This window comes from Nocardioides cynanchi, from assembly GCF_008761635.1.
GTDB classification, from domain to species: Bacteria; Actinomycetota; Actinomycetes; order Propionibacteriales; family Nocardioidaceae; genus Nocardioides; species Nocardioides cynanchi.
The window spans coordinates 465,086-487,933 of the sequence record NZ_CP044344.1 but is presented as its reverse complement, the minus strand read 5'-3'; the positions used below and the strand labels follow the sequence as shown (position 1 = coordinate 487,933).

Annotated in this window: 25 protein-coding genes; 10 read left to right on the top strand and 15 right to left on the bottom strand. The window is 72.2% G+C overall.

From position 1 onward, the window contains the following. Positions 1-4: 4 nt before the first annotated feature. Positions 5-1,768 carry a 2-isopropylmalate synthase gene (gene leuA / locus E3N83_RS02595; RefSeq protein ID WP_151081842.1) on the bottom strand — a complete coding sequence of 588 codons (1,764 nt, stop codon included), beginning with the start codon at positions 1,766-1,768 and terminating at the stop codon, positions 5-7. 186 nt (positions 1,769-1,954) lie between these two features. Here leuA and E3N83_RS20175 point away from each other — a divergent pair, with 186 nt between their 5' ends. Then, entirely contained in the window at positions 1,955-2,716 is a 762-nt protein-coding gene (locus tag E3N83_RS20175) for an SAM-dependent methyltransferase (RefSeq protein WP_151081841.1), read from the top strand. Beyond that, on the top strand, positions 2,713-3,693 hold the full coding sequence (locus E3N83_RS02585; RefSeq protein WP_151081840.1) for a GNAT family N-acetyltransferase: 981 nt from the start codon (positions 2,713-2,715) through the stop codon (positions 3,691-3,693). The genes E3N83_RS20175 and E3N83_RS02585 overlap by 4 nt, the downstream gene beginning before the upstream one ends. On the opposite strand, the gene E3N83_RS02580 is transcribed toward E3N83_RS02585, so the two are convergent. Further along, on the bottom strand, positions 3,690-5,048 hold the full coding sequence (locus tag E3N83_RS02580; protein ID WP_151081839.1) for an MFS transporter: 1,359 nt from the start codon (positions 5,046-5,048) through the stop codon (positions 3,690-3,692). The two genes, E3N83_RS02585 and E3N83_RS02580, sit on opposite strands and share 4 nt — an antisense overlap. Before the next feature lie 72 nt (positions 5,049-5,120). Between E3N83_RS02580 and E3N83_RS02575 the strand changes: the two genes are divergently transcribed. After that, positions 5,121-6,107, top strand: a complete 987-nt coding sequence (locus E3N83_RS02575; RefSeq protein ID WP_151081838.1) for a GlxA family transcriptional regulator — start codon at positions 5,121-5,123, stop codon at positions 6,105-6,107. Positions 6,108-6,112: 5 nt separating this feature from the next. On the opposite strand, the gene E3N83_RS02570 is transcribed toward E3N83_RS02575, so the two are convergent. Beyond that, positions 6,113-6,892 (bottom strand): helix-turn-helix domain-containing protein, encoded by a 780-nt coding sequence (locus E3N83_RS02570; protein ID WP_151081837.1) that lies wholly within the window; start codon positions 6,890-6,892, stop codon positions 6,113-6,115. A 198-nt stretch (positions 6,893-7,090) separates the two neighbouring features. Here E3N83_RS02570 and E3N83_RS02565 point away from each other — a divergent pair, with 198 nt between their 5' ends. Further along, positions 7,091-7,975 (top strand): septum formation family protein, encoded by an 885-nt coding sequence (locus tag E3N83_RS02565; RefSeq protein WP_151081836.1) that lies wholly within the window; start codon positions 7,091-7,093, stop codon positions 7,973-7,975. A 9-nt stretch (positions 7,976-7,984) separates the two neighbouring features. Here E3N83_RS02565 and E3N83_RS02560 read toward each other — a convergent pair whose 3' ends face one another. Further along, positions 7,985-8,383 (bottom strand): hypothetical protein, encoded by a 399-nt coding sequence (locus E3N83_RS02560; RefSeq protein WP_151081835.1) that lies wholly within the window; start codon positions 8,381-8,383, stop codon positions 7,985-7,987. A 4-nt stretch (positions 8,384-8,387) separates the two neighbouring features. Further along, a complete protein-coding gene (locus E3N83_RS02555; RefSeq protein ID WP_202879305.1) occupies positions 8,388-8,954 on the bottom strand; it encodes a GNAT family N-acetyltransferase in 567 nt (188 codons plus the stop codon). Positions 8,955-9,045: 91 nt separating this feature from the next. On the opposite strand from E3N83_RS02555, the gene E3N83_RS02550 reads away from it, so the two are divergent. After that, positions 9,046-9,840, top strand: a complete 795-nt coding sequence (locus E3N83_RS02550; RefSeq protein WP_151081834.1) for a septum formation family protein — start codon at positions 9,046-9,048, stop codon at positions 9,838-9,840. Continuing rightward, positions 9,837-10,652 carry a septum formation family protein gene (locus E3N83_RS02545; protein ID WP_191907914.1) on the top strand — a complete coding sequence of 272 codons (816 nt, stop codon included), beginning with the start codon at positions 9,837-9,839 and terminating at the stop codon, positions 10,650-10,652. Before E3N83_RS02550 ends, E3N83_RS02545 begins: the two co-directional genes overlap by 4 nt. Positions 10,653-10,661: 9 nt before the next feature. On the opposite strand, the gene era is transcribed toward E3N83_RS02545, so the two are convergent. Both era and E3N83_RS02535 read right to left on the bottom strand, forming a co-directional pair. Further along, positions 10,662-11,600, bottom strand: coding sequence for a GTPase Era (gene era, locus E3N83_RS02540; RefSeq protein ID WP_151081832.1), 939 nt, complete (start codon positions 11,598-11,600; stop codon positions 10,662-10,664). Then, positions 11,593-12,372 (bottom strand): siderophore-interacting protein, encoded by a 780-nt coding sequence (locus E3N83_RS02535; protein WP_151081831.1) that lies wholly within the window; start codon positions 12,370-12,372, stop codon positions 11,593-11,595. The genes era and E3N83_RS02535 overlap by 8 nt, the downstream gene beginning before the upstream one ends. Positions 12,373-12,416: 44 nt before the next feature. On the opposite strand from E3N83_RS02535, the gene E3N83_RS02530 reads away from it, so the two are divergent. Beyond that, positions 12,417-13,454 carry a phosphatase PAP2 family protein gene (locus E3N83_RS02530; RefSeq protein ID WP_151081830.1) on the top strand — a complete coding sequence of 346 codons (1,038 nt, stop codon included), beginning with the start codon at positions 12,417-12,419 and terminating at the stop codon, positions 13,452-13,454. Here E3N83_RS02530 and E3N83_RS02525 read toward each other — a convergent pair. The 5 genes from E3N83_RS02525 to E3N83_RS02505 form a co-directional block, all read right to left on the bottom strand. Next, positions 13,451-14,743, bottom strand: a complete 1,293-nt coding sequence (locus E3N83_RS02525) for a class I SAM-dependent methyltransferase (RefSeq protein ID WP_151081829.1) — start codon at positions 14,741-14,743, stop codon at positions 13,451-13,453. The two genes, E3N83_RS02530 and E3N83_RS02525, sit on opposite strands and share 4 nt — an antisense overlap. Beyond that, positions 14,740-16,101: an FAD-binding oxidoreductase gene (locus E3N83_RS02520; RefSeq protein WP_238343035.1), complete on the bottom strand. Its 1,362-nt coding sequence runs from the start codon at positions 16,099-16,101 to the stop codon at positions 14,740-14,742. The genes E3N83_RS02525 and E3N83_RS02520 overlap by 4 nt, the downstream gene beginning before the upstream one ends. A gap of 140 nt (positions 16,102-16,241) precedes the next feature. Further along, the gene (locus E3N83_RS02515) at positions 16,242-16,757 is read right to left on the bottom strand and encodes an SGNH/GDSL hydrolase family protein (protein WP_151081828.1); all 516 of its coding nucleotides are present in this window, start codon (positions 16,755-16,757) and stop codon (positions 16,242-16,244) included. Continuing rightward, positions 16,754-17,080 (bottom strand): cytidine/deoxycytidylate deaminase family protein, encoded by a 327-nt coding sequence (locus tag E3N83_RS02510; RefSeq protein ID WP_151081827.1) that lies wholly within the window; start codon positions 17,078-17,080, stop codon positions 16,754-16,756. Before E3N83_RS02510 ends, E3N83_RS02515 begins: the two co-directional genes overlap by 4 nt. A gap of 32 nt (positions 17,081-17,112) precedes the next feature. Beyond that, on the bottom strand, positions 17,113-18,468 hold the full coding sequence (locus E3N83_RS02505; RefSeq protein ID WP_151081826.1) for an HNH endonuclease: 1,356 nt from the start codon (positions 18,466-18,468) through the stop codon (positions 17,113-17,115). A gap of 115 nt (positions 18,469-18,583) precedes the next feature. Here E3N83_RS02505 and E3N83_RS02500 point away from each other — a divergent pair, with 115 nt between their 5' ends. Together E3N83_RS02500 and E3N83_RS02495 are read left to right on the top strand one after the other, a co-directional pair. Further along, positions 18,584-18,994 (top strand): VOC family protein, encoded by a 411-nt coding sequence (locus E3N83_RS02500; RefSeq protein ID WP_151081825.1) that lies wholly within the window; start codon positions 18,584-18,586, stop codon positions 18,992-18,994. A 34-nt stretch (positions 18,995-19,028) separates the two neighbouring features. Continuing rightward, entirely contained in the window at positions 19,029-19,940 is a 912-nt protein-coding gene (locus E3N83_RS02495; protein WP_151081824.1) for an alpha/beta fold hydrolase, read from the top strand. On the opposite strand, the gene E3N83_RS02490 is transcribed toward E3N83_RS02495, so the two are convergent. Next, positions 19,925-20,617 carry a CPBP family intramembrane glutamic endopeptidase gene (locus E3N83_RS02490; protein WP_151081823.1) on the bottom strand — a complete coding sequence of 231 codons (693 nt, stop codon included), beginning with the start codon at positions 20,615-20,617 and terminating at the stop codon, positions 19,925-19,927. The genes E3N83_RS02495 and E3N83_RS02490 overlap by 16 nt on opposite strands. A 133-nt stretch (positions 20,618-20,750) precedes the next feature. On the opposite strand from E3N83_RS02490, the gene E3N83_RS02485 reads away from it, so the two are divergent. Continuing rightward, entirely contained in the window at positions 20,751-21,212 is a 462-nt protein-coding gene (locus tag E3N83_RS02485; RefSeq protein WP_151081822.1) for a hypothetical protein, read from the top strand. Here the strand turns inward: E3N83_RS02485 and E3N83_RS02480 are convergent. Together E3N83_RS02480 and E3N83_RS02475 are read right to left on the bottom strand one after the other, a co-directional pair. Further along, a complete protein-coding gene (locus E3N83_RS02480) occupies positions 21,209-22,222 on the bottom strand; it encodes a hypothetical protein (RefSeq protein WP_151081821.1) in 1,014 nt (337 codons plus the stop codon). The two genes, E3N83_RS02485 and E3N83_RS02480, sit on opposite strands and share 4 nt — an antisense overlap. A gap of 16 nt (positions 22,223-22,238) precedes the next feature. Continuing rightward, complete coding sequence (locus E3N83_RS02475) at positions 22,239-22,844, bottom strand: GNAT family N-acetyltransferase (RefSeq protein WP_151081820.1); 606 nt, start codon at positions 22,842-22,844, stop codon at positions 22,239-22,241. Positions 22,845-22,848: the final 4 nt, after the last annotated feature.

The window sequence follows — 22,848 nt, the reverse complement described above, 5'->3', positions numbered from 1 at the left end:
CCCGTCAGGCGCGGTTGACCGCGCTGATCACGGCCTTCAGCGATGCCGTGACGATGTTGGCGTCGAGCCCGACGCCCCACAGCACCTCGGTCTCGCCGGTCGCGTCGGTCACCGCGCACTCGACGTACGCCGCGGCGATGGCGTCGCCGCCGGAGCTGAGAGCGTGCTCGGCGTAGTCGAGCACCCGCACGTCGAAGCCGTTCTCGCGGCCCGGGACGGCGAGCCCGTTGATCGCGTCGACGAACGCCGCGATCGGCCCGTTCCCCTCGCCGGAGAGCTCCTGCAGCGCGCCGTCGACGTACACGTTGACGTTGAGCTGGTCCTTCTCGCCGGCGGCCGACGACGTGTGCACGGCGTTGAGCCTCAGCGGGGCCTCGCGGGTGAGGTACTCGGCCCGGAACACGTCCCAGATCTCGGCCGGGCTGATCTCGCCGCCCTCGGTGTCGGTGCGCTCCTGGATCACGCGGCTGAACTCGATCTGGGCGCGCCGCGGCAGGTCCAGCTTGTGCTCGGCCTTGAGCACGTAGGCGACACCGCCCTTGCCGGACTGGCTGTTGACCCGGATGACCGCCTCGTAGCTGCGGCCGACGTCCTTCGGGTCGATCGGGAGGTACGGCGCCTCCCAGGGCAGCTCGCCGACCGGACGGCCCGTCTCGCTCGCCTGGCGGTCGAGGTCCTCGAGGCCCTTCTTGATCGCGTCCTGGTGTGAGCCGGAGAACGCCGTGTAGACCAGGTCGCCGGCGTAGGGGTGGCGCGGGTGCACGGGCAGCTGGGTGCACCACTCCACGGTGCGGCGGATCTCGTCGATGCTCCCGCCCACCGCGAAGTCGATCTGAGGGTCGACGCCCTGACTGAACAGGTTCATGCCGAGGGTGACCAGGCAGACGTTGCCGGTGCGCTCACCGTGGCCGAACAGGCAGCCCTCGACCCGGTCGGCGCCGGCCATCACGGCCAGCTCGGTCGCCGCGACCGCCGTGCCCCGGTCGTTGTGGGGGTGCAGGCTGATCGTGGTGAACTCGCGCCGGGTCAGCTGGCGGGAGAACCACTCGATCTGGTCGGCGTACACGTTGGGCGTCGCCATCTCGACCGTGGCCGGCAGGTTGAGGATGATCTCGCGGCCGTCGTCCGGCTGCCAGACGTCGCTGACCGCCTCACAGACCTCGACGCTGAAGGGCAGCTCGGTCCCGGTGAAGATCTCCGGGCTGTACTCGTAGCCGATGACGGTCTGGCCCAGGATGCTCTCGGAGTGCTTCATCACCAGCTCGGTGCCCCGCACCGCGATGTCCTTGATCTCGTCGGTGCTGGCCCGGAACACGACGCGGCGGAACAGGGGGGCGAGCGCGTTGTAGAGGTGGATGTTGGCGTGGTGGACGCCGACCAGCGAGTGCACGGTCCGCTCGATCAGGTCCTCACGAGCCTGGGTGAGCACCGAGATGGTGACGTCCTGCGGCACCCGGTCCTGCTCGATCAGCTGCCGGACGAACGCGAAGTCGGTCTCACTGGCGCTCGGGAAGCCGACCTCGATCTCCTTGTAGCCCATGGAGACCAGCAGCTCGAACATCCGCAGCTTGCGGGCCGGGCTCATCGGGTCGATCAGCGCCTGGTTGCCGTCGCGGAGGTCGGTGGAGAGCCAGCGCGGTGCCTGCGTGATCTGGCGGCTCGGCCACGTGCGGTCGGGCAGGTCGATCGGCTCGAACGCGCGGTAGCGCTGGTAGGGCATGGGGCTCGGCTGCTGCGTGTTGACGAAGCCGTCGTGTTGCAGGGTCATGGTTCCTCGATGCGTAGGAGCGGGGCGGGCACCGGCGCGCAGCACACACTCCGCAGCGAGGAGGACCGGCTGTTCAGGCCCCGCTGCGGCAGCGAAGGAGGAGCAGGCTGCGCTTCATGACGCCTCAACGGTAGCAGCCGGGAAAGGGGTCGCGCCGCCCCACGTCGTACGACGAGACTGGGGCCGATGAGCCTCGACCTGCCGCCGGTGCACGACGACCTCGCCTTCCTGGCTCCCCTCTCCGAGCAGCGGGCCGGGGTGCTGGTCGACTTCCTGGCCGCCGGTGCGCCCTCGACGGTGCTCGACCTCGGCTGCGGGTGGGGCGAGCTGCTGCTGCGGGTGGTCGACCGTGTGCCGAGCACGCGGGGCCGGGGCGTGGACCAGGACGAGTCCGCACTGGCCCACGGCCGGGAGCTCGCGTCGGCCCGGGGGCTGGCGGACCGGGTGGGCTTCGAGTCCGCGGACATCCGGGCCATGACCGAGCCGGCCGACGCGGTGATCTGCATCGGCGCGTCGCAGGTCTGGGGTGACCCGGTCGAGACCGCCGGACCGCTCGACTACGTCGCCGCACTCACCGCGCTGCGGAGCCTGCTGCCCCGAGGCGGCCGGCTGGTCTACGGCGAGGGCATCTGGTCGCGCCCGCCGACGGCGGCCGCGACGGCACCCCTGGCCGGACGCCACGACGAGTACGTCGACCTGGGCACTCTCACCCGGCTGGCCACCGACCACGGCTTCGCGGTCCTCGGGGCCGGCGAGGCCACGCTGGACGAGTGGGACGAGTTCGAGGGCGGCTTCACCGCCGGCTACGCCCGGTGGCTGCTCGACCACCCCGATGACCACCCGGACGCCGACGAGGTCCGCGGCCTCGCGGCACGCCAGCGCGCGGCGTACTTCCAGGGCTACCGCGGCGTCCTCGGCCTGGCCTACCTCCGGCTCGTGGCCCTGTGACCGTCGAGCTCGACCGGATCGGTGTCGACGGCCTGGACCTGGCCCTGGCCGGGGAGCTCGCCGAGATCGACAACGCCGCCCTCGAGCAGACCGTCCGGCGCCGGCACACCGCCGAGACCTTCCTCTACGAGTGTCGCGACTACGGCACCGAGGGCCCGCTGGAGGGGATCTGGCTGGCCCGGCTCGACGGACGCGTGGTCGGCTACGCCGGGCTGACCCTCAACCTCTACGAGAACCGCGACGGAGCCAAGATCCTCGGCGCGGTCCACCCCGACCACCAGCGGCGGGGGACCGGGCGGGCACTGATGGAGGCCGCCGAGGCGGGCACCGACCGGCCGAGGCTGCGGGCGCCCGCCTGGTCCGGGACCGCGGGTGAGCAGGCGGTGCCCCGGCTGGGCTACACGCGCCAGGGCTCCCACGAGGTACGACGTCTCTCCCTGCGGGAGGCCCCGTCCGCCGCCCTGGTGGCCGAGGCCGAGCGCTCCGCCGCGGCCTACGACCTGGAGCGGATCGTCGGCGGGTGCCCCGACCACCTGCTCCCCGAGATGCAGGTCCTCCGGGAGGCCATCAACGACGCGCCGGAAGGTGGCGAGTTCGAGGCCTACCCGCCTGAGCGGATCCGCAGCGTCGAGCGCTGGCTGGCCGGCCAGAGGCAGACGCCGTACACCATCGTGGCCCGGCACCGGGCGACCGGTGAGGCGGCCGGCCTGACCATCACCTGCACCCATGACCTCCGCCCCGCGATCGCGGCGCAGGAGGACACGTCGGTCCTCCCCGCGCACCGCGGCCACCGGCTCGGCCTGCGGATGAAGCTGGCGATGCTCGCGTGGCTGCGAGACGAGCGCCCGGAGGTGGAGTTCGTCGACACCTGGAACGCCGCCGGCAACGCCCCGATGATCGCCATCAACGACGCCCTGGGCTGCTGGGTGGTCGCCGAGACGATCGCGTTCCGCAAGGACCGCTCCGCGTCCGCCTAGACCGGAGCCAGCGCTGGCTCGTCGGCGATGGTGGGCGACGGCACCCGTCTGATGCTGACCGACAGGAACGCGGCGACGACGCACAGCCCGGCGGCGAGGTAGAACGCCAGGTCGTAGGAGCCGGTGCGGTCGCGGATCACCCCGGCGCCGTAGGCCGCGAAGGCGGCGCCGACCTGGTGCGAGGCGAAGACCCACGCGAAGACGATGGAACCGTCGGCGGCCCCGAACCGGTCACGGCACAGCATCACCGTCGGCGGCACGGTCGCCACCCAGTCCAGGCCGTAGAAGATGATGAACACCCAGGTCGACGGCGTGGTGTGCGGCGAGAGCAGCGACGGCAGCGCGAGCAGCCCGACGCCGCGGAGCACGTAGTAGGCCAGCAGCAGCATCCGCGGGTCGATCCGGTCGGTGAACCAGCCCGACGCGATGGTCCCGGCGACGTCGAAGATCCCGACCACGGCGAGCAGGCTCGCGGCGGTGGTCGGTGGCATCCCGTGGTCCATCGCGGCGGGGATGAAGTGGGTGGCGATCAGCCCGTTCGTGGTGGCCCCGCAGATCGCGAAGCCACCGGCCAGCAGCCAGAAGGTCGGCTGGCGCGCCGCCGTGCCGAGCACCTGGAGAGCCCGCCCGGCGGACGACCCGACCGGCTGGTGCGGGGGCGGCCCGGGGTCGGCGTCGGTGGCGCCGTACGCCCGCAGGCCGAGGTCGGCCGGATGGTTGCGCATCAGCAGGACGATCAGCGGTACGACGGCGAGCGCGGCCGCCGCGGTCGTCAGCGCGGCTGACCGCCAGCCGTGGTGGGTCGCCAGCCAGGCGACCAGCGGCAGGAAGACCAGCTGCCCGGTGGCGTTGCCGGCGGTGAGGACGCCGGCCACGAGACCGCGTCGGGCGACGAACCAGCGGTTCACCACGGTGGCGATGAAGGCCATGGACATCGAGCCGGCTCCCACGCCGACCAGCACGCCCCAGCAGAGCACCAGCTGCCACGCGGCGGTCATGAACACCGTCAGCCCGCTGCCCAGCGCCACCATCACCAGCGCGAAGGTGACCACCGGCCGGATCCCGAACCGGTCCATCAGCGCCGCCGCGAAGGGCGAGATCAGGCCGAACAGCATCATGTTCACCGAGACCGCGAGCCCGATGGTGGCGTGCGACCAGCCGAACTCCATGTGCAGCGGGTCCATCAGCACGCCCGGCACCGAGCGGAACGCCGCCGAGCCGACCAGCGTGACGAAGGTGACCGGTGCGACCACCCAGGCCCAGTGCAGGCCGGAGCCCTCCGGTGGTCGAGCGGAGCCTTCCGGTGGTCGAGCGGAGCCCTCCGGTGGTCGAGCGGAGTCGAGACCACGTGTCATGCCGACCATCCTGACCGAGATCCGGCGCGCTCAGCCAGTGGCAGAATTGCCAATATCTGCAAGAATCATGCCATGTCGTCAGCCCGCCGCCCGCACCGTGTCGTCGTCCTGCTCCTCGCGCCGCTGATCGGCTACGACGCGGTGATCCCGGCCCAGCTCCTCGGCGAGGCGAAGGACGCCGACGGACGCCTCCTCTACGACGTGACCATGGCCAGCCTCGACGGCGCGCCGGTGGTCACCTCGTCCGGCTACGCGATCACCCCCCAGCACGACGCGTCCGCCCTGCGCACGGCCGACACCGTCGTCGTTCCCGGCACGCAGATCCCGGGGCCGCGCACCGACGGGACGATCCCGGCTTATCTGGCGACCGCGCTGGCCACGATCCGGCCCGGCACGCGGCTGGTCTCGATCTGCACCGGCGCGTTCGTGCTGGCGTCCGCCGGGCTGCTCGACGGCCGCCGGGCGACCACGCACTGGGAGTACGCCGACCACCTGGCCGCGCTGTATCCCGAGGTCCAGGTCGACGCCGACGTGCTGTTCACCGACGACGGCGACGTGCTGACCAGCGCCGGGCTGAGCGCCGGCGTCGACCTCTGCCTGCACCTGCTGCGCGCCGACCACGGGAGCGAAGTGGCCAACCGCGTGGCCCGGCACTGCGTCGTACCCCCCTGGCGCGACGGCGGGCAGGCGCAGTACATCGAGCGCCACGTCCCCTCCCCCGCCGGCGAGTCCACCGCGGGTGCCCGTGCCTGGGCCCTGGAACGCCTCGACGCCGACGTGCCCGCGCTGGCCCGGCAGGCCGGGATGAGCCTGCGCACCTTCGCGCGCCGCTTCCGTGAGGAGACCGGGGTCTCGCCGGGCGCGTGGCTGATCCAGCAGCGGGTGCGGCACGCCCAGCGCCTGCTCGAGGCCACGGACCTGCCGATCGACGATGTCGCCGACCAGGCCGGGCTCGGCACCGCAGCCTCCCTGCGGGCCCACCTGCGCACCCACGCCGGCGTCTCGCCCAGCGCCTACCGGCGGACCTTCCGGGGCCTGCCGGACCGGTCGACCGCCTGACGACCTCAGGCCCACACGTCCCAGTGGAAGGCCCGGGAGACCTCGTCCTCCCGCAGCAGCCCCAGGTCGCGGGCCTGGATGACGGCTCCGAGCCGGTCGGTCGTACCGAGCTTGCGGTAGAGGTTCTCCAGGTGCTTGCGCACCGTGGCCCGGCTGATCGAGAGCTCGTGCGAGATCCGGTCCGCGGTGTGCCCGGCCGCCACCAGGCGAAGCACGGTGAGCTCGCGCCGGGTCACCGGCACCTGCGCTCTGCCCGCGGACGACTGGTCGCCGGCCAGACTCGTGTACAGCGCGACCAGCACCGGCTGGAGCCGTCGGGCGAACTCCAGCTCGTCGTCGTCGAAGTCACGCTCGGCGCGGTTCGCCATGAAGTACAGCCACGTGTCCGACAGCGGCTCGGTCACCGATATCAGCACCGCGTGCTGTCCCCCCACCGGGACCAGGACCTCCTCATAGATCCGGGACGCCCGCAGGCTCTGCGGGTCGATCAGGTCGCTGATCCGCACCGGTGACCAGTCCGGCTGGCTGGTGTACCAGCTGAGCATCGGGTGCTCGGCCAGGTTGTCCTTGAGCTCGGCGACCGCACCCTTGTGGTGCTCGAGGTACGGCCGCAGGGAGACGGTCGCGGTCCCCTCCGCGAGGTTCAGCTCGTTGAAGGTCACCAGTCCGTCGCCGAGCTCGCTCTGCAGCAACTCCATGGTCGCGTCGATGAACCGGCCGACGGTCGGCTGCCGGCCCAGCACCTGGGCCGCTCGAAGGGCGTCGAGGGAGTCCCGGTCTCGCATGCGCATCGCCTCTCGACTGCCCGTCGGCCACGTCCGACGAGCTCGTCGAGTCGAGAAGTTACCTCGTGAGGGGCTGGCCCGACACCTCGTCGGCCGGCGGCAATACGCACCTGCGCGTATGGCGGGCCGCCCGGGCGCGCAGGCAGACTTCGAGCGGGCGCGTCCGTCCGCGCCCGCTGAACGGGGAGCGGGGTCGCGATGAGAAGACACACGGGGTTCCGGGTCCTACCCGCCGTGGGGGTAGCGGTGCTGGTGCTCGGCTCGGCATCGGCCTGCGGGGGCAGCACGTCCTCCGCCTCGCAGGGAAGGCTCCCGACGCCCCCGACGACCTCGACGCGAACCCGCGTCGGGAGCGGACGGTCGGGCCCGCACACCGGGCAGTGCCGCCTGGTGTCCAGGAAGGCGCTCGCGGGCACGGCGTTCGACACGTCGACGAGCGTGCCCTGCTCGCGGAGGCACAACGCCGAGACGGCGTCGGTGCGACCGATCTACGGCAGCGCGGGGGTCCCCGACCAGGCCACCCTGCAGGCCTACTACGGCGAGTGCGGCCCGGACGTGGGCAACTACCTGCACCTGACCCAGCGACCGATGAGCCGGATCACCCTCGTGCCGGTCCCGGCCCGCAGCAGCGCCGGGAAGCCCATCGTCCTCTGTGACCTCGTCGTGCTCACCGGTCTCGGCACCCCCTACGACCACGGGCCGTACGCCGTGACCAGCACGTCGTTGCGGAGCCAGGCCGTCGGCAACCGGCTCGCGAGCTGGCACCTGTGCACGAACCACCTGGCGCCGTCGTTCGCCCTGGTCGACTGCACGAAGCCGCATCCGGTCGAAGCCGCCTTCCACGTCGTGACCCTGCACCTGATCGGCGACCGGTACCCCAGCGGGGGCACGGACCACAACCGGCGAGGAGACGCGGCGTGCCGGCACGCGGTGGCGCAGCGGCCCGATGCTCACGCGCTCACCGTGCACAGCCACTGGCCGACCCGGGCCGACTGGGCGAACCAGCAGAAGCCCCCGGAGCTCCAGGGCGCGTGCTGGTTCTGGAGGACGGACGGCAAGGATCTCCCACCCGTCGTCGGCTGACGGCGGCAGCTACTGCGCGAGCAGCACCCCGACGAACAGCGCACCCAGGGCGCACAGCCCGGTGAGGGCGCCGAAGACCGCCATCGTCGCGCGTGACGAGGCGCGCTGGTGGACCAGCGCGGTGACACCGGAGGCCAGTACCAGCACGTACTTGAGCATCAGGGTGTGCTGGAAGGCGTCCGAGGTGTCGTCCACCGCGACCACGTTCCACACGCCGGTCACGACGAGGACGCCGAAGGCCGGCCAGGCCACCCGGTTGAACGCCCGGGCGGCGGTGGCGGTCACGCCCTGGCCGGCGCTCCGCAGCGCGGGGACCAGGGCGGCCAGCACCAGCTGACCGCCCACCCACACGGTCGCGGCCAGCACGTGCAGGAAGAGCCGCAGCGTCTCCCAGTCGACGCTCTTCACCCCGTCATCCCTTCCGCCACATCGGCCAGAGCTCGGGTCCACCGGGCACCCGGATCGGGTCGCGCTGCTCGAACCCGAAGCGTTCGTAGAGGGAGATGTTCTCCTGTTTGCTGCTCTCGAGGTACGCCGGCCCCGCAACCCGGTCGAGCCGGTGCCGCAGCATCGCGGAGCCGATGCCCTCGCCACGTCGCACCGCACCGACGCCGGCGAGGTACCAGAACTCCTCGTGCGGCCGGGCCCGGTGCATCACCGACTCCACGGTCGCGCCGCGCCCCAGGTGCCGGCCCAGGGCACGCGCGTAGGCCGGGATCGCGGCCAGCTGGCGCCACGTGCTGACCCGGTAGCCGGGCTCCTGCCAGATCGCCGCACCCACCGCCACCCCGTCGGCCACGGCCACGTCGACGCTCTGCGCGTGGGCGTTCGCGGTCCCGAGGTGGGCCCGGAAGAGCGGGACGAGCGAACGACCCTCCGGGACCAGCCACCGGGTCACCGGGTCGTCGTCGAAGGCCGACGCCATCACCCGGACGACGTCGTCCCGGTCCTCGCGCGTCGCCGCCCGCACCTCCAGCACGCGCCGATGCTAGGCCACGCTCCGCCTCGGCCACCTCGCGACAGTCGGTAGCATCGCGGCCATCGTGTCGCCGACCGTCAGGGGGTTCTCAGTGCTGCACGCCCCGCGCCTGGCCATCCCCCTGCTGAGCGCTGCGCTGCTCCTGACCGGCTGCTTCGGCGGGTCCGGCGGCCGCGACCCGAAGGCCGACTCCACGGTCGCGCCGGACGTCGGCGTCTGCCGGCTGCTCACCCCGACCGAGGTCGCCCAGCCCAGCAACGCCACCGCCGCCGTCCCGTGCAGCGACAAGCACACCGCCGAGACCTTCGCCGCCGGCGCGCTGCCGGGTCGCTTCGCGGCGACGGCGTACGACGACCCGGGGCTCGCCGCCTGGGCCTACCGCACCTGTTCCGACCAGTTCATCCGGTTCACCGGTGCCGACGTGAGCCTGGCGATGCGCACCATCCTCAGCTGGGCGTGGTTCCGGCCGAGCCAGCAGGCGTGGGACGCCGGAGCCCGGTGGTACCGCTGCGACGTGATCGGAGGCGGCGACCAGACCCGTGCGTACGTCGACCTGCCGACCCAGGCCAAGGGCCTGCTCCTGGGCCGCCCCGCCGACGCGTGGATGGTCTGCGCGCAGGGCGCCACGGTCAGCGGCTCGGTCAAGGTGCCGTGCAGCGACCAGCACGACTGGCGCGCGGTGACCACGATCGTGGTCGGCCAGCCGGGCGACTCCTATCCCGGCGACCGGGTGGTCCAGAGCCGGACCCGCGACTTCTGCTCGAAGTCCGTGGGCGCGTTCCTCGACTACCCGGTGGACTACGACTTCGGCTACTCGTGGTTCCACGAGGCGGAGTGGCAGTCCGGCAACCGGCGCTCGGTGTGCTGGGCGAGGATGACGTCGTGAGGCTCCTCGCGGGGGTGCTGGCCGGCCTCGTGCTGGCCGGCTGCTCGTCCTCCTCCGGCTCGTCGACACCCCAGGTCGCGGCCACACCCCTGCAGTCGCCCACGTCGTCGGCGACCGTGGTCAGCCCCGCTCCTCCTCCGCCGCCCCCGCCGGCGCACGCCTGCTACCGGCTGGGCTACACCGACGCGCTGGCACCGACCAGCGACCTCAAGCCGGCGCCCTGCACCGGGCCGCACACCGCGGTGACCTTCTTCGTCGGCAGGCTCCCCCCGGACCAGCCGGTCGACGGGCCCGCGGTCCACCACCTCGTCTCGACCGCCTGCCCGCGCCGCTTCGCGTCGTTCGTGGGCGGCAGCGTGGACGACCGCCGGCTCAGCCTGCTCCGCACCGTGTGGTTCACCCCCACCCTCGAGCAGGCGCAGGCGGGCGCCCGCTGGTTCCGCTGCGAGGCGATCGCGATCCGCGGCGACCAGGACCTCGCGCCGCTCACCGGTCCGATCGCCGGCGCGCTCGACAGCGACACGACGCGTCAGCGCTTCGCACTCTGCGGCACCGCGGAGCCCGGCACGGCCGGCTTCCAGCAGCGGATCTGCTCCTCGCCCCACACCTGGCGAGCGCTGCGCACCGTGGACTTCGCGGCCGGCTCCTACCCCGGCACCGACCAGGTGAAGGCCGCCGGCCAGACGCCCTGCCAGGACGCCGCCCACGCGGTGGCCGCCGATCCCCTCAACTTCCGCTGGTCCTACCAATGGCCGACCCCTCAGCAGTGGCGCTCGGGGCAGACCTACGGCGTGTGCTGGGCGCCGAGCTGACCCGACGGGTCAGAAGCCGAGGCGTCGCAGCTGCTTGGGGTCGCGCTGCCAGTCCTTGGCGATCTTGACGTGCAGGTCGAGGTAGACCGGGGTGCCGAGCAGGGCCTCGATCTGCTTGCGGGCCACGGTGCCGACGTGCTTGAGCCGAGCACCCTGGTGGCCGATCACGATCCCCTTCTGCGACGACCGCTCCACGAAGAGGTTGGCGTGGATGTCGAGCAGCGGCCGGTCCTCCGAGCGACCCTCGCGCAGGCCCATCTCCTCGACCACGACCGCGATCGAGTGCGGGAGCTCGTCGCGCACGCCGTCCAGGGCCGCCTCGCGGATCAGCTCGGCGACGAGGACCTCTTCGGGGGCGTCGGTGAGGTCGCCGTCCGGGTAGAGCTGCGGGCCCTCGGGCAGCAGCCCCACCAGCAGGTCGGCGAGCAGGCCCACCTGATCGCCCGACACGGCCGAGACCGGCACGATCTCGGCCCACTCGGTGCCGGTCTCGTGGCCGAGCTCGGCGATGTCGAGCAGGTGCTGGCCGATCCGCTCGCCGTCGGCCAGGTCGGTCTTGGTGGCGACCGCGATCCGGGTGGTGTTGCGTACCTTGGCCAGCTCGCTGACCAGGAACCGGTCGCCCGGGCCGATCTTCTCGTCGGCGGGGAAGCAGACCGCGACCACGTCGACCTCGGCCCAGGTCGCGTGCACGAGGTCGTTGAGCCGCTCGCCGAGCAGGGTGCGCGGCCGGTGCAGTCCGGGGGTGTCGACCAGGATCAGCTGGGCGTCCTCGCGGTTGACGATGCCGCGCACGACCGTCCGGGTGGTCTGCGGCTTGTCGGAGGTGATCACGATCTTGGTGCCCACCATCGCGTTGGTCAGGGTCGACTTGCCCGCGTTCGGCCGGCCCACGAACGACGCGAAGCCGCTGCGGAAGCCCGCGCCGTGCTCGCTGTAGTCAGCCACCGCGGGCCTCGTCGTACGCCGCCCAGATCTGCTCGTCGCTGTGCCCCGCGGCCTTGCCCGCCCGCCAGATCGGCTCCGGGTCGACCGCACGCGGCTGCCGCGCGCTGACCGCTCGCCAGTAGCCCATCACGTCGTACGCCGAGCTGGGCAGGCGCCGCTCGCGCATCAGGTGCTTGCGGATCGCCCGCATCTGGGCCGACTCGCCGGCCATCCAGAAGTAGCCCTGACCCTCGGGCCACTCGATCGACTCGACCACCTCGGCCAGGCGCGACTGCCCAGGCGCGGGTGGCGACAGCCAGGTGACGTCTGCATCGGCGGGCAGGTAGCCGGCGAGGTCGTCGGGGACCTCGGCCCAGATCCGGATGCTCTCGACCCCGGTCGACCACTGCGGGACCGCCTCGGCGATCCGGGCCATCGCCGGCATCGCGGTCAGGTCACCTACCAGCAGCAGCCACTCCGCGTCGTCGGGCAGTGCGAACGAGGTCTGGGCGCCGGTCAGCACCACCCGGTCGCCCAGGCAGTCACCACTGGCCCAGCTCGTCACCAGGCCGTGGTCGTGGACCACGACGTCGAGCACGATCACGTCGCCGGTCAGGGCCCGGGCGGTGTAGTAGCGCACCTGGAACTGGCCGGGCACCACCAGACCGACCCACTCGTCGGGCACCCCGGTGCTCTCCAGGCCGGGTGCGGACAGGGTCAGCCGGACCAGGTGCGGGGAGATCTGCTCGCGGTGCAGCACCGTCGCGTCGTACCGCTGCGCCCTGGTGCTCACGCGTCAAGGCTAGTGCTCGAGGCAGAGCCGGTTAGCATCGCCGGGTGGCGCTCACCGATGTCCCCAGCGAGACCTCGCTGGAGCGCGTCCGTGGGCCGGAGCGGATGCGCTCGACCGGCTGGCGCTGGCGCCACGTGCGCTGGGCGGCCTTCGCGGCGTACGCCGTGGGCCTGCTGCTCTTCGTCGTCTTCCAGGGAGTGCCGACCGACCGGCTCGGCATCTACGGCGGCGTGCTGGCCTTCCTGACCATCGCGGTGCTCGGTCGCGGGTGGTCCGCCTGGTGGCAGATGATGGTCGACTGGCTGCCGTTCGAGGCGGTGCTGCTGGCCTACGACTACAGCCGCGGGTACGCCGCGCCGTACACGGCGCAGCAGATCGCCCACCGGGCCTACCCGATCCATGACGTCTCGAACAAGCTCGGCCTGCCACTGCACGTGATGTTCCCGATCCGGTTCGACCAGTGGCTCGGTGGCGGGACGATGCCGACCACCTGGGTGCAGGAGCACTTCCACCCGGGCACCGCCGTGCCGTGGTACGGCCTGCTGGTCAGCCTGGTCTACGTCAGCCACTTCCTGGTGATGCCGACGGTCGCGGTGGTGCTCTGGATCCGCAACCGGGCGCGTTTCCTGATCTGGATGCGGATGGTGATCGCACTGGCGGTGGCCGGGGTGACGACGTACTTCCTCTACCCGATGGCCCCGCCGTGGCTGGCCCAGGACGGCGGCGTGTTCCCCGGCGGCTTCGTCGGGCGCTACACCACCGAGGGCTTCGACCTGATCGGGCTGCACATGGTCGGCGGGATGGTCAGCCAGGGCCAGTACCTCGTGAACCCGGTCGCCGCCATGCCCTCGCTGCACACCGCCTACGCCACCCTCGCCGCGGGCTTCTTCTGGTGGGGCCGGACGTGGTGGCAGAAGGCCCTCCTCGCCTGCTATCCCCTGGCCATGGGCTTCGCGCTGCTGTACGGCGGCGAGCACTACGTCGTCGACGAGCTCGCCGGTGCCGCCTACGCCCTGGTGATCATCGCCGCCTGGCGCCTGCTCCGACGCCGACGGCTCCGGGTCTCGATCCAGCCCGGCTAGCCGCGGTTGCCGGCGTCGTGCTCGAAGCTCGGTCGCAGCGGGAAGCCGTCGCGACCGTCCGCCGTCGTCTTCGTGGCCAGCACGTGGTGGAGCTGGATCTCGTTGCGCTCGAAGGCCAGCCGCGACCCGGCCATGTAGAGACCCCACACCCGGGCCGTGCCCTCGCCGACCTCGGCGACGCACGCGTCCCAGTTGTCCGCGAGGTTCTTGCACCAGCCGGCCAGCGTCTTGGCGTAGTGGCGGCGGAAGTTCTCCTCGTGCATGACCTCGAGGCCCGCGTTCTGCACGTCGGTGATGATCCGGCCTGAGCCGGTCAGCTCGCCGTCGGGGAAGACGTAGCGGTCGATGAAGGCGCCGGTCTCCTCCTTGCGGTTGTGCGGGCGGGTGATGCAGTGGTTGAGCAGCCGGCCCTCGTCACGGAGGCGGTCGTGCAGGAACCCGAAGTAGGACGGGTAGTTCTTCACCCCGATGTGCTCGGTCAGCCCGATCGAGCTGACCGCGTCGAAGCCGGTCTCGGTGACGTCGCGGTAGTCGCTGTGCCGGACCTCGGCGAGATGGTCGAGACCCATCTCCTTGATCTTCTCCTGCGCCCAGGTGGCCTGCTCGCGCGACAGCGTCACCCCCAGCACCTTCACGCCGTAGTGCTGCGCGGCGTGGCGGACCATCCCGCCCCAGCCGCAGCCCACGTCGAGCAGGCGCATGCCCGGCTTGAGGTCGAGCTTGCGGGCGATCAGGTCGTACTTGTACTCCTGCGCCTGCTCGAGGCTCGCGTCGTCGTTCGGGTAGACGGCGCAGGTGTAGGTCATCGACGGGCCCAGGACCAGCTCGTAGAAGGCGTTCGAGACGTCGTAGTGGTGGTGGATCGCCTCGGAGTCGCGGGTGCGGGAGTGCCGCATCCCCTCGAGCACCCGGCGCCAGCGGGGCAGGTGCTCCTCCTTCGGCGGCGGCGGGGGCTTGAGGTGCGACAGGCCGAGACCGGTCAGCAGCCTGACCAGCTCCGGGGCCGAGGGCCGGCGGAACTTCAGACCCTTCTGCAGCATCACCAGCGCGTCGTAGGGGTCGCCCGGGTGGACGCCGGTGACCTCGAGGTCACCGGTGACGTAGGCACGCCCGAGGCCGAGGTCGCCGGGTGCGGTCATCAGGTAGGCCAGACCGCGCTCGTTGCGCACGTGGAAGGAGTACGGCGCGTCTTCGGGCCCGCTCGCGCTGCCGTCGTACGCCGTGATCCGTAGGGGCAGGGGCTCCTTGAGGAGCTGGTCGAACGCTTCCGCGATCGGGATGGTGGTCATCGTCTCTTCACCGCCTTGTCGTAGAGGGTGGTCAACCGCTGCTGCGGGTCGTACGTGGCCTTCACCCGGGCCAGGTGCGGACCGTCGTACAGCTCGTCGAAGGTCTCGCGGTCGTAGAAGGCCTCGGAGTAGAGCGACTTGTGGCCGCCGAGCTCGTGGACCTTGGCCTCGATCGCGCGGTTGCGCGGTGCGTCGGGTGCGTCCGGGCCGACCGGAACGTTGCCCCAGAACCCGACGTTGACGTAGATCTCGCCGGGCGCCAGGGGGTAGGTCGGCCACTTCTGGCTCGCGATCAGCGGGCACAGCCAGACCGGTCGCATGCCCACCTCGGCGTCGAACCAGTCGAGGAACTCCGGCAGCCGCTCGACCGGGATCTCCACGTCCTGCACGACCCGCTCGCCCTCGGGGTTGCCCTTGCGCCGGTCGAGCCAGGCGCCGATGTGCAGGCGGTGGTCGAGCCCGACCATGCGGTAGTAGACGTCGGAGCGCTTGTACTTCCGCGGCCAGACCCGACGCAGCAGCGGATGCTGGGCTCCGAAGGCCCGCGAGCACCAGAACCAGTCGGTGTCCCAGCGCCAGAGGTAGTCGTGGATGGTCAGGAGGTCGGTCTCCCGCTCCTGGATCGAGCGGTAGTAGATCTGCTGCCCGGCGTAGTCGGAGGGCGTCGCGGGTCGAGCGGAGCTTCCCGTTGGTCGAGCGGAGTCGAGACCAGGAGTCTGCGTCCACTCGGCGAGCGTCAGGTAGTACTCCCCCGGGGCGAACGCCGTGCCGTCGAGGCCGTCGACGCGCCGACCGGCGTACTCACGGTGCTCGACGATGTCGCTGATCGTCTTGGCGAGCAGGCTCGCGTCGTCCAACCGGACGTGCCGCAGCGCGACGTACGGCGGCACCTGCTCGAGCTTGATCCGCAGCCTGGTGGCGTAGCCGAGCGAGCCGTAGGAGTTGGGGAACGTCTCGAACAGCTCCTCGCCCGGGCGCGTCGTGACCACGTCACCGGCGCCGGTGAAGATGTCCATCTCGACGACCGACTCGTGGGGCAGGCCGTTGCGGAAGCTGGTCGACTCGATGCCCAGGCCACTCACCGCCCCACCGAGCGTGATCGTGCGCAGCTGGGGCACGACGTAGGGGATCAGGCCGTGCAGGAGCGTCTCGTCGACGAGGTGCTCGTAGGTGCACATCCCCTGCACGTCCGCGGTCCGCGCGTCGGCGTCGATCGAGATCACGCCGCCGAGCCCGGAGACGTCCAGCCCGGGCACGCCGGTCGCGCTGCGGGGCCGGAACAGGTTGGAGGTCTGCTTGGCCAGCCGGACGGGCTGACCCGCGGGAATGGCGTCGTACGACGCTCGGAGGCGGGCCACCGCCTCCTCATGGAGCCGCTCACCGGTCAACACGGGACACCAACTTACTCTGCTTCGCGCGGGAACGGAGCCGGGGTCCGGTTAGATCCCCGCATCATGCGTATCGGAGATCCCGAGAGCTGCGCAATGACCCAGCCGGGTCAGGGGCGAGTCGTGCCCAGGCTGGACGCCAGGGCCGCGAGCAGGGCGTCGTAACCCTGCGGCGAGAGGTGCAGCCGGTCCTCGTCGAACGCGTGCCGGCCCAGAGGGCTCAGGAGGGTCGGGGTGTCGATCACGACTCCCCCGGCCGCGTCGAAGGCAGCGGCCGCGCGGGCGGAGTAGCGCGCCATCCCCGTCGCTGTCCACGACTCGTCGATGTCGCCCGCGCAGCCCGGTGAGGCGACGTACACCCAGCGGCGCCCGGGCCGGGCCGCGAGGAACGCGTCGACCACCGCACCGAAGGCGTCCAGGGGCAGCCCGCGCGCCGGATCGGCGTCGTTGGTGCCGACGGAGACGACGACGGTCGCGTCGTCGGGCAGCGAGACGGCGTGGACCTGGCAGCCGAGGTCCTGGGCGACAGCACCGCCAACGGCGAGGTTGACGACGCCGGCTCCCAGAGCCGGTGCGGTCGGACCGAGGTGGGCGAGGTGGCTGTCGCCGAGGAGGTACGTCGTCACGCGGTGCCCGTGACCTGGCCGCGAGCATCACCGAGGTGGACGACGACGCCGTCTCCGCCGAGCTCGCGGACCGCTCGCAGGTCCGGCTCGGTGTCGTCGCCCAGCCGGACCGCCGCCTCCAGCCCCTGGGCCCCCGACGACACGGCCATGGCGACGCAGACCTCGAGGGCCGTGAGGGTCAGCGACGGCAGGTCGACCGACGCGCCGGCGTAGGTACGCCCGTCGAGGTCGCGCACCGCCGCGCCCTCGGCGGCCCGGGTGCGGGCCATGGTGGCCCGGGCCAGGGTCACCAGCTTCTGGTCCTCGGCGGACAGGGAGCTCATGTCGACCGAGCCTAGGTGAGTGCCGGCGGCCATCAACCCGCCCGGGCGAGAATCGACCAGACGCCGGGCTGCTCGAGCCGCCACACCGGCGGTGGAACCACCGGCCCCTGGCCCGGCGGATCGGGCGCCGCGCTCGTGTAGCGGTGGCCGGTCGGGGTCGTGACCGCTACGAGGTGCCGGGGCTCGGTCGCGGCCACCTCGGAGCGCCAACCCGGCGCCTCCTTGGTGTAGTTGCACGCCTCGCACAGGCCCTGCGCGTTGTCGCTCCGGGTCGGCCCGTGCGACCGACGCGGCACGGGATGGTCAGCGTGCCGGATCGGCGCGTCGCACCACGGCATCCGGCAGAACTGGTCACGCAGGACGACGAGATGCCGTAGCTGACCGGAGAAGCGGCGACGGCGGCTGTCCATCGCCACGAGCTGGCCGCCTTCCGGCCGCACGAACAGCCGCCGCACCCACGCCTCCGCCCGGGAGTCGCGGAGCAGTCCCCTGGCGTGGGCGGCGGGCAGCGGTCCGTAGCCCACGAGATGGGCGGGTGTGTGTCCGTCGCCGAGCAGGGTGTCGGCCGGCATCACCAGCTCGACCTCGACCGGGACGTCGGGCGCGGCGGACTGGCCGGTGACCCGGGTGACGAGGGTGTCGGCCATCACCTGGCCCTTGCCGCGGTCGTCCCCGCCTGCCCGGGCCCGGTCGGACTCGCGGACCAGGGCGGCATAGGTCGCGACTCCCTGCACCGCCGGGATCAGGGCGGTCAGGAGGCACATGCTGTCGGGAGCGGGCCGCAACGTGACCCGGCGCTCGGAGGCCGCCTTCGCCCGGCCGGCGGCCGCAGCCCCGGGGTCGGCGGCGTAGGACAGTCGGCGGACCTCGCGGGCGGTCTGGGCGTCTCCCCAGCCCGGGAGCCGATCGGCGATGCGTTCGTCGACAGCCCGGCGTGTGTCCGGATCGAGGCCAGCGGTCTCGCGGGCCACCAGTGTCGCCTGCCACTCGCTCACGTCGCCACGACACATCGCCTCGAGCGTCCGCGGCAGCTCGAACACCAGTGCCCTGCCCAGGCCGAGGTGACGGCTGCCGCGGTGCGGGCTCTCCCGACGCGCGAGCGCGACCTGCGTCGCGACGCCCGCGCCCAGTCGATCTGCCGGGAGACCCTCCGCACGCTGCCGCCGCCTCGCCAGCTGCTCGACCCGGACACCCAGCCTCGCCTGCGCGGCCGAGGCGGCGCGCTTCAGCCGCTCCAGCGTCGTGATCAGGTCGAGCGCGGACGGCTCGTCCAGCGCCCCGGCCTCCAGCTCGGACAGGACGTCGACCCACGAGCCGACCCCGGACCCGGACGACGCGCGGCCGGCGGCGCGCCCTCCGGCCGCTGGGACCCCCGAGTCCTTCCTCATGTCCTGCACGCTAGACACGACCACCGACAGTCCGGCCGCCGATCAGCGACCTGTCCACAGGCCGCACGAGCGCGACGCTGGAAACCGGAGAGAACACGTCACGAGGAGCACCACCATGACCGTTCGACAGCTGCGGGTCGTCGTACGAGCCGAGGACTACGAGCAGGCCGTCGCGTTCTACCGCGACGCCCTCGGTCTGCCCGAGCAAGCCGCCTTCACCGGGGCCGGCGGTGCCGAGGTGACCATCCTCGATGCCGGCCGGGCCACCCTCGAGATCGCGAACGCCGAGCAGGTGCGGATGATCGACGACGTCGAGGTGGGTCGCGACGTCAGCCCGCACATCCGGATCGCGTTCGAGGTGGACGACGTCGTCCGCGAGACCACCGTCCTCGCCGACACCGGGGCGACCGTGATCGCCCCGCCCACCGAGACGCCGTGGCGATCCCTCAACGCCCGACTCGACGGTCCTGCCGGCCTCCAGCTGACGTTGTTCGAGGAGCTCGAGCCACTCGGGGGCGACGAGTAGGGCGAGTGTCGGTGACCCCTGGCACGGTGCCGCCATGAACGCACAGCAGCTCGTGGAGGTCGGCGACGTGGAGCTCTGCGTCGAGACCTTCGGAGACCCCGACCGACCCACGCTCCTCCTGGTCTCGGGTGCCGCGGCGTCGATGGACTGGTGGGACACCGAGCTCTGCGAGCGGCTGGCCGGCGGTGGGCGGTACGTCGTCCGCTACGACCACCGCGACACGGGGAGGTCGACGACCGGGACGCCCGGCCACCCGTCGTACGACGGCTGGCAGCTGGGCCGCGACTGCGCAGCGCTGATCGAGGCACTCGGAAGGGGCCCGGTGCACCTCGTCGGGATCTCCCTGGGCGGCGGCATCGGCCAGCTGATCGCGCTACGGCACCCGGAGCTCCTGGCCAGCTTGACCCTGGTCTCCACCAGTGCCACGGCCGGCGTCGACTCGCGGTCGCTTCCCGGCCCGACCGCCCGGGCGAGCGCCTCCTTCGAGACTCCGCCCCCCGAGCCCGACTGGTCCGACCCCGAGTCCTACGCCGACTGGGTGGTGGCCGGCAGCCGGGCCTTCACCGGCACCCTTCCCTTCGACGAGCCGCGCGTCCGGGCTGTGGCCACGACCGTGCACGCGCGCAGCTCCGACCCGGCCGCCGCCGGCAACCACTGGCTCGTCGTCGGCGCAGACGACGATGCGGACGACGCGGACGAGCCCCTCGACGTCCGCCGGATCACCACCCCGACCCTGGTGCTCCACGGGTCAGAGGACCCGCTGTTCCCGCTCCCCCACGGACGCGCCCTCGCCGCGGCCATCCCGGCTGCCACCCTGCTCGTGCTCGACGGCGTCGGCCACGAGGTGCCGCCGCCGTCGACGTGGGACCTCGTCGTCCCGGCGCTGCTCCGGCACACGGCCGGGACCCTCCGAGACGACGAGACGGCCGCTCACCACAAGCCGTAGACCGGCCCGACGAGGAAGAAGGTCACGAAGCCCAGCGTGTTGTCGAAGCCGTGGACGAGCACCGCCGCCCACAGGGTGTCGAAGTGGATCCGGACCACGGCGAGCACGATCGCGTCCAGGCTGACCAGGACGACGCCGATCACGCCCTGCTCGCTGTGCAGCACTCCGAACAGGACCGACGTGAGCAGGACGGCGGTGACCAGCGAAGCCCTGGAGGAGCCGAGGACCTCGCGGATCCGGCTCAGGAGGAAGCCACGGAACGCAAGCTCCTCGACGAAGGCGGCCAGGGTCCAGCTCAGCAGCAGGTAGACCGAGAGCAGCACGAGGTCGCCGTGCACGTCTGCGAACTGGCTGAGATCCTGCCGGTGCCCGGAGAGGTGGTTGGCCACAGGCATGGTCAGCCCGAGCTGGACGAGTGACCAGCCGGCGGCGATCCCGAACATCTTGGGGACCAGGCCCGGTGAGCGGGACCTGCGCAGGCCCAGGGTGCCGGGCCCCTGGTGGCGGACCCCGAGCGAGACCACAGCCAGCAGCACGAGCACGAGGGACGGGATCAGGACGTCCAGCACCACGGCGGCCACGGCGAGGGCCACCTCGACCGCCGCGAGCCAGGTCCACCAGCGCGGCGCCGCGGCTCGCCCGTCCGAGGCCCGGGTGATGCGCGGGGTGGCGAGCATGGTCGGCAGCCTCCTGGGGTCCGTCACCAGCACATCGCAGGTCGAGGCGGCGGCCCAGGGCCCAACGACGGCTCAGACCAGGGCCGACGTCCCGACCGTTGAGCCCCTGAGGCCGGCGTGACAGGGTCTCGGCATGGAATCCGTGTGGGTGAGCGACCAGCTGGCCGTCTCGGTGGCCCGGATCGACTTCCTCGACCCGGCGGTCGCCGACCAGCCGGACGCGCGTGAGCGAGGCGTGAGGATCGAGGTACGCCGTGCGACCTCGCGCGCCGATGGCAGCATCTACGTCTCGCCGGCCGTCGACCTGCACCCCGCGATCTGCCGCATCGACCTCCTGGAGTCCGCGCCCGGCGCCGCTGACCGGATGCACTGGCACCCCGACATGCACGACGGCGAGCCTGGCGACCGCACCTTCGATGCCGACCTGCCGGCCGACCCGGTGGGCTGGCTCACGGCGTACCTCCACGGCCTCGGCGACCGTGAGATCGAGGCGGCCGCTTCCGAGATCGGGGCCGCCGTCGAGGCCGGGCTGGCCTGGGCGCGGAGTACGCCGTGGCCCGAGGTCGAGCGCGACGGGCGAGGGATGCCGGCCTAGCGAGGCAGCCGATCCAGCAGGTCATCGGGGAGCAGGTCGCGGGCGATCAGCAGCCTGCCCCGGACCCCCTCCAGCATCAGGAACACCACGTCGCCGTGCACCTCGGCCGACCGCACCTGGTCGAAGGGGATCTCGCGGGTCCCACCGGCGTTGCGCGAGACGAGTCGATCCGCCAGGACCTCGGTGGAAGCGACGGAGCCGCTCGGCAGGGCCGTCGACAGGGAGCTCCGGGTCTGCACGTAGGTGACGCCCGCGTTGAGCAGGGCGAGCACGGGACCGGCGACGAGCCATGCCGGAGCCAGCACCAGCGCGGGGAGCAGGGAGACCAGCGACGCGATCGCGGTCCGGACCAGGAACCGCCGGCTGGTCAGCGAGGTACGGGTGTGGACCGCCGCGAGATGGGCCGCCCAGCCGGGCGGCACGACCATCTGACGGGTCGGCTCGCCGTCCCACCGGTCGACCGCTGTCGGTGCCACGCCACGGGCTCGCGCACGGATCAGATCGACCGCGGGCTCCGGTAGTACCCCCTGAGGCAGGAGGTCCGCGACGAGCCGCCCGCGGCGCACGATCGCCAGCCAGGACCCGATCGGCCGGACTCGCGTGATCTCGCGGTAGGGGAAGGTCCGGGTCCCCGTGGGCCGGGTCACGACCAGGGCCTCGGCACCCAGCTCGACCTCGGTCACCGAGCCCTCGGGATAGTCGCGGGCGACCCGACGCCCGATCAGCCACCGGGAGACCGGCACCACGAGAACGGCGGTGAGCACGACGACAGCCGCCGCCCACACCAGCCCCCAGACCACGCCGATCAGCAGCACCCGGCCGCGGTAGGTCGGAAGGGACGCCGCGTTGGTGATCAGCGAGGAGACGATCCCCAGGACCAGGCCGAACACCAGCAGGATGCCCACCGGAAGCGGCCGCCGCAGACGCGCCGAAGCCTCGCGGCGGAGCCGGTCCGCCAGGTCAGCCTCGGCGACGTACACGTACGTCGGGCTGGGAACCGGAGCCGTCACCGGCCGATCGTAGGCGTCAGGCGGGGCTGACGGTGCGGGTCATCACGCAGTTCTTCAGTCCCTTGGGCCGGTCGAAGGTGAAACCCGCCTCCTCGTACATCCGACGGGTGCCGTTGTAGAGGAAGGATGCCGACATCTTCTTGCCCTCCGGCTGCTTGGACATGTCGTGCGGGTAACCCTCGACGACTCCCCCGCCGGCTCGGGCGATCAGGTCCAGGGCACCGTCCAGCGCGAGGGCCGCGACCCCCCGCCGCCGGTAGCGACGGTCCACGAAGATGCAGGTGATCCGGAAGTCCGGAGGTGACACCTGCGTCGCGTCGTACTCCTTGCGGTGGTGGAGGTTCGGGAGCTCCTCGGGCGGGCCGTACTCCGCCCAACCCACGGCCTCGTCACCGTCGAAGACCAGGGCGGCATGGGCCCGCCCCGACTCGACCAGCCCGCACTTGAGATCGCGGTTGCTCTCGTAGGTGCGCTCCTTGTCCTTCTCCTCGGTGTGGAACCACGTGCACCAGCAGCCGCCGAACACGCCGTTGTGCCGCGCGACCAGCTCGGCGAACGCGGGCCAGGTCTCGGTGGACAGGGGCCGGATAGTGAGGGAGTCGGTCGTGGTCGTGGCATCCATACGG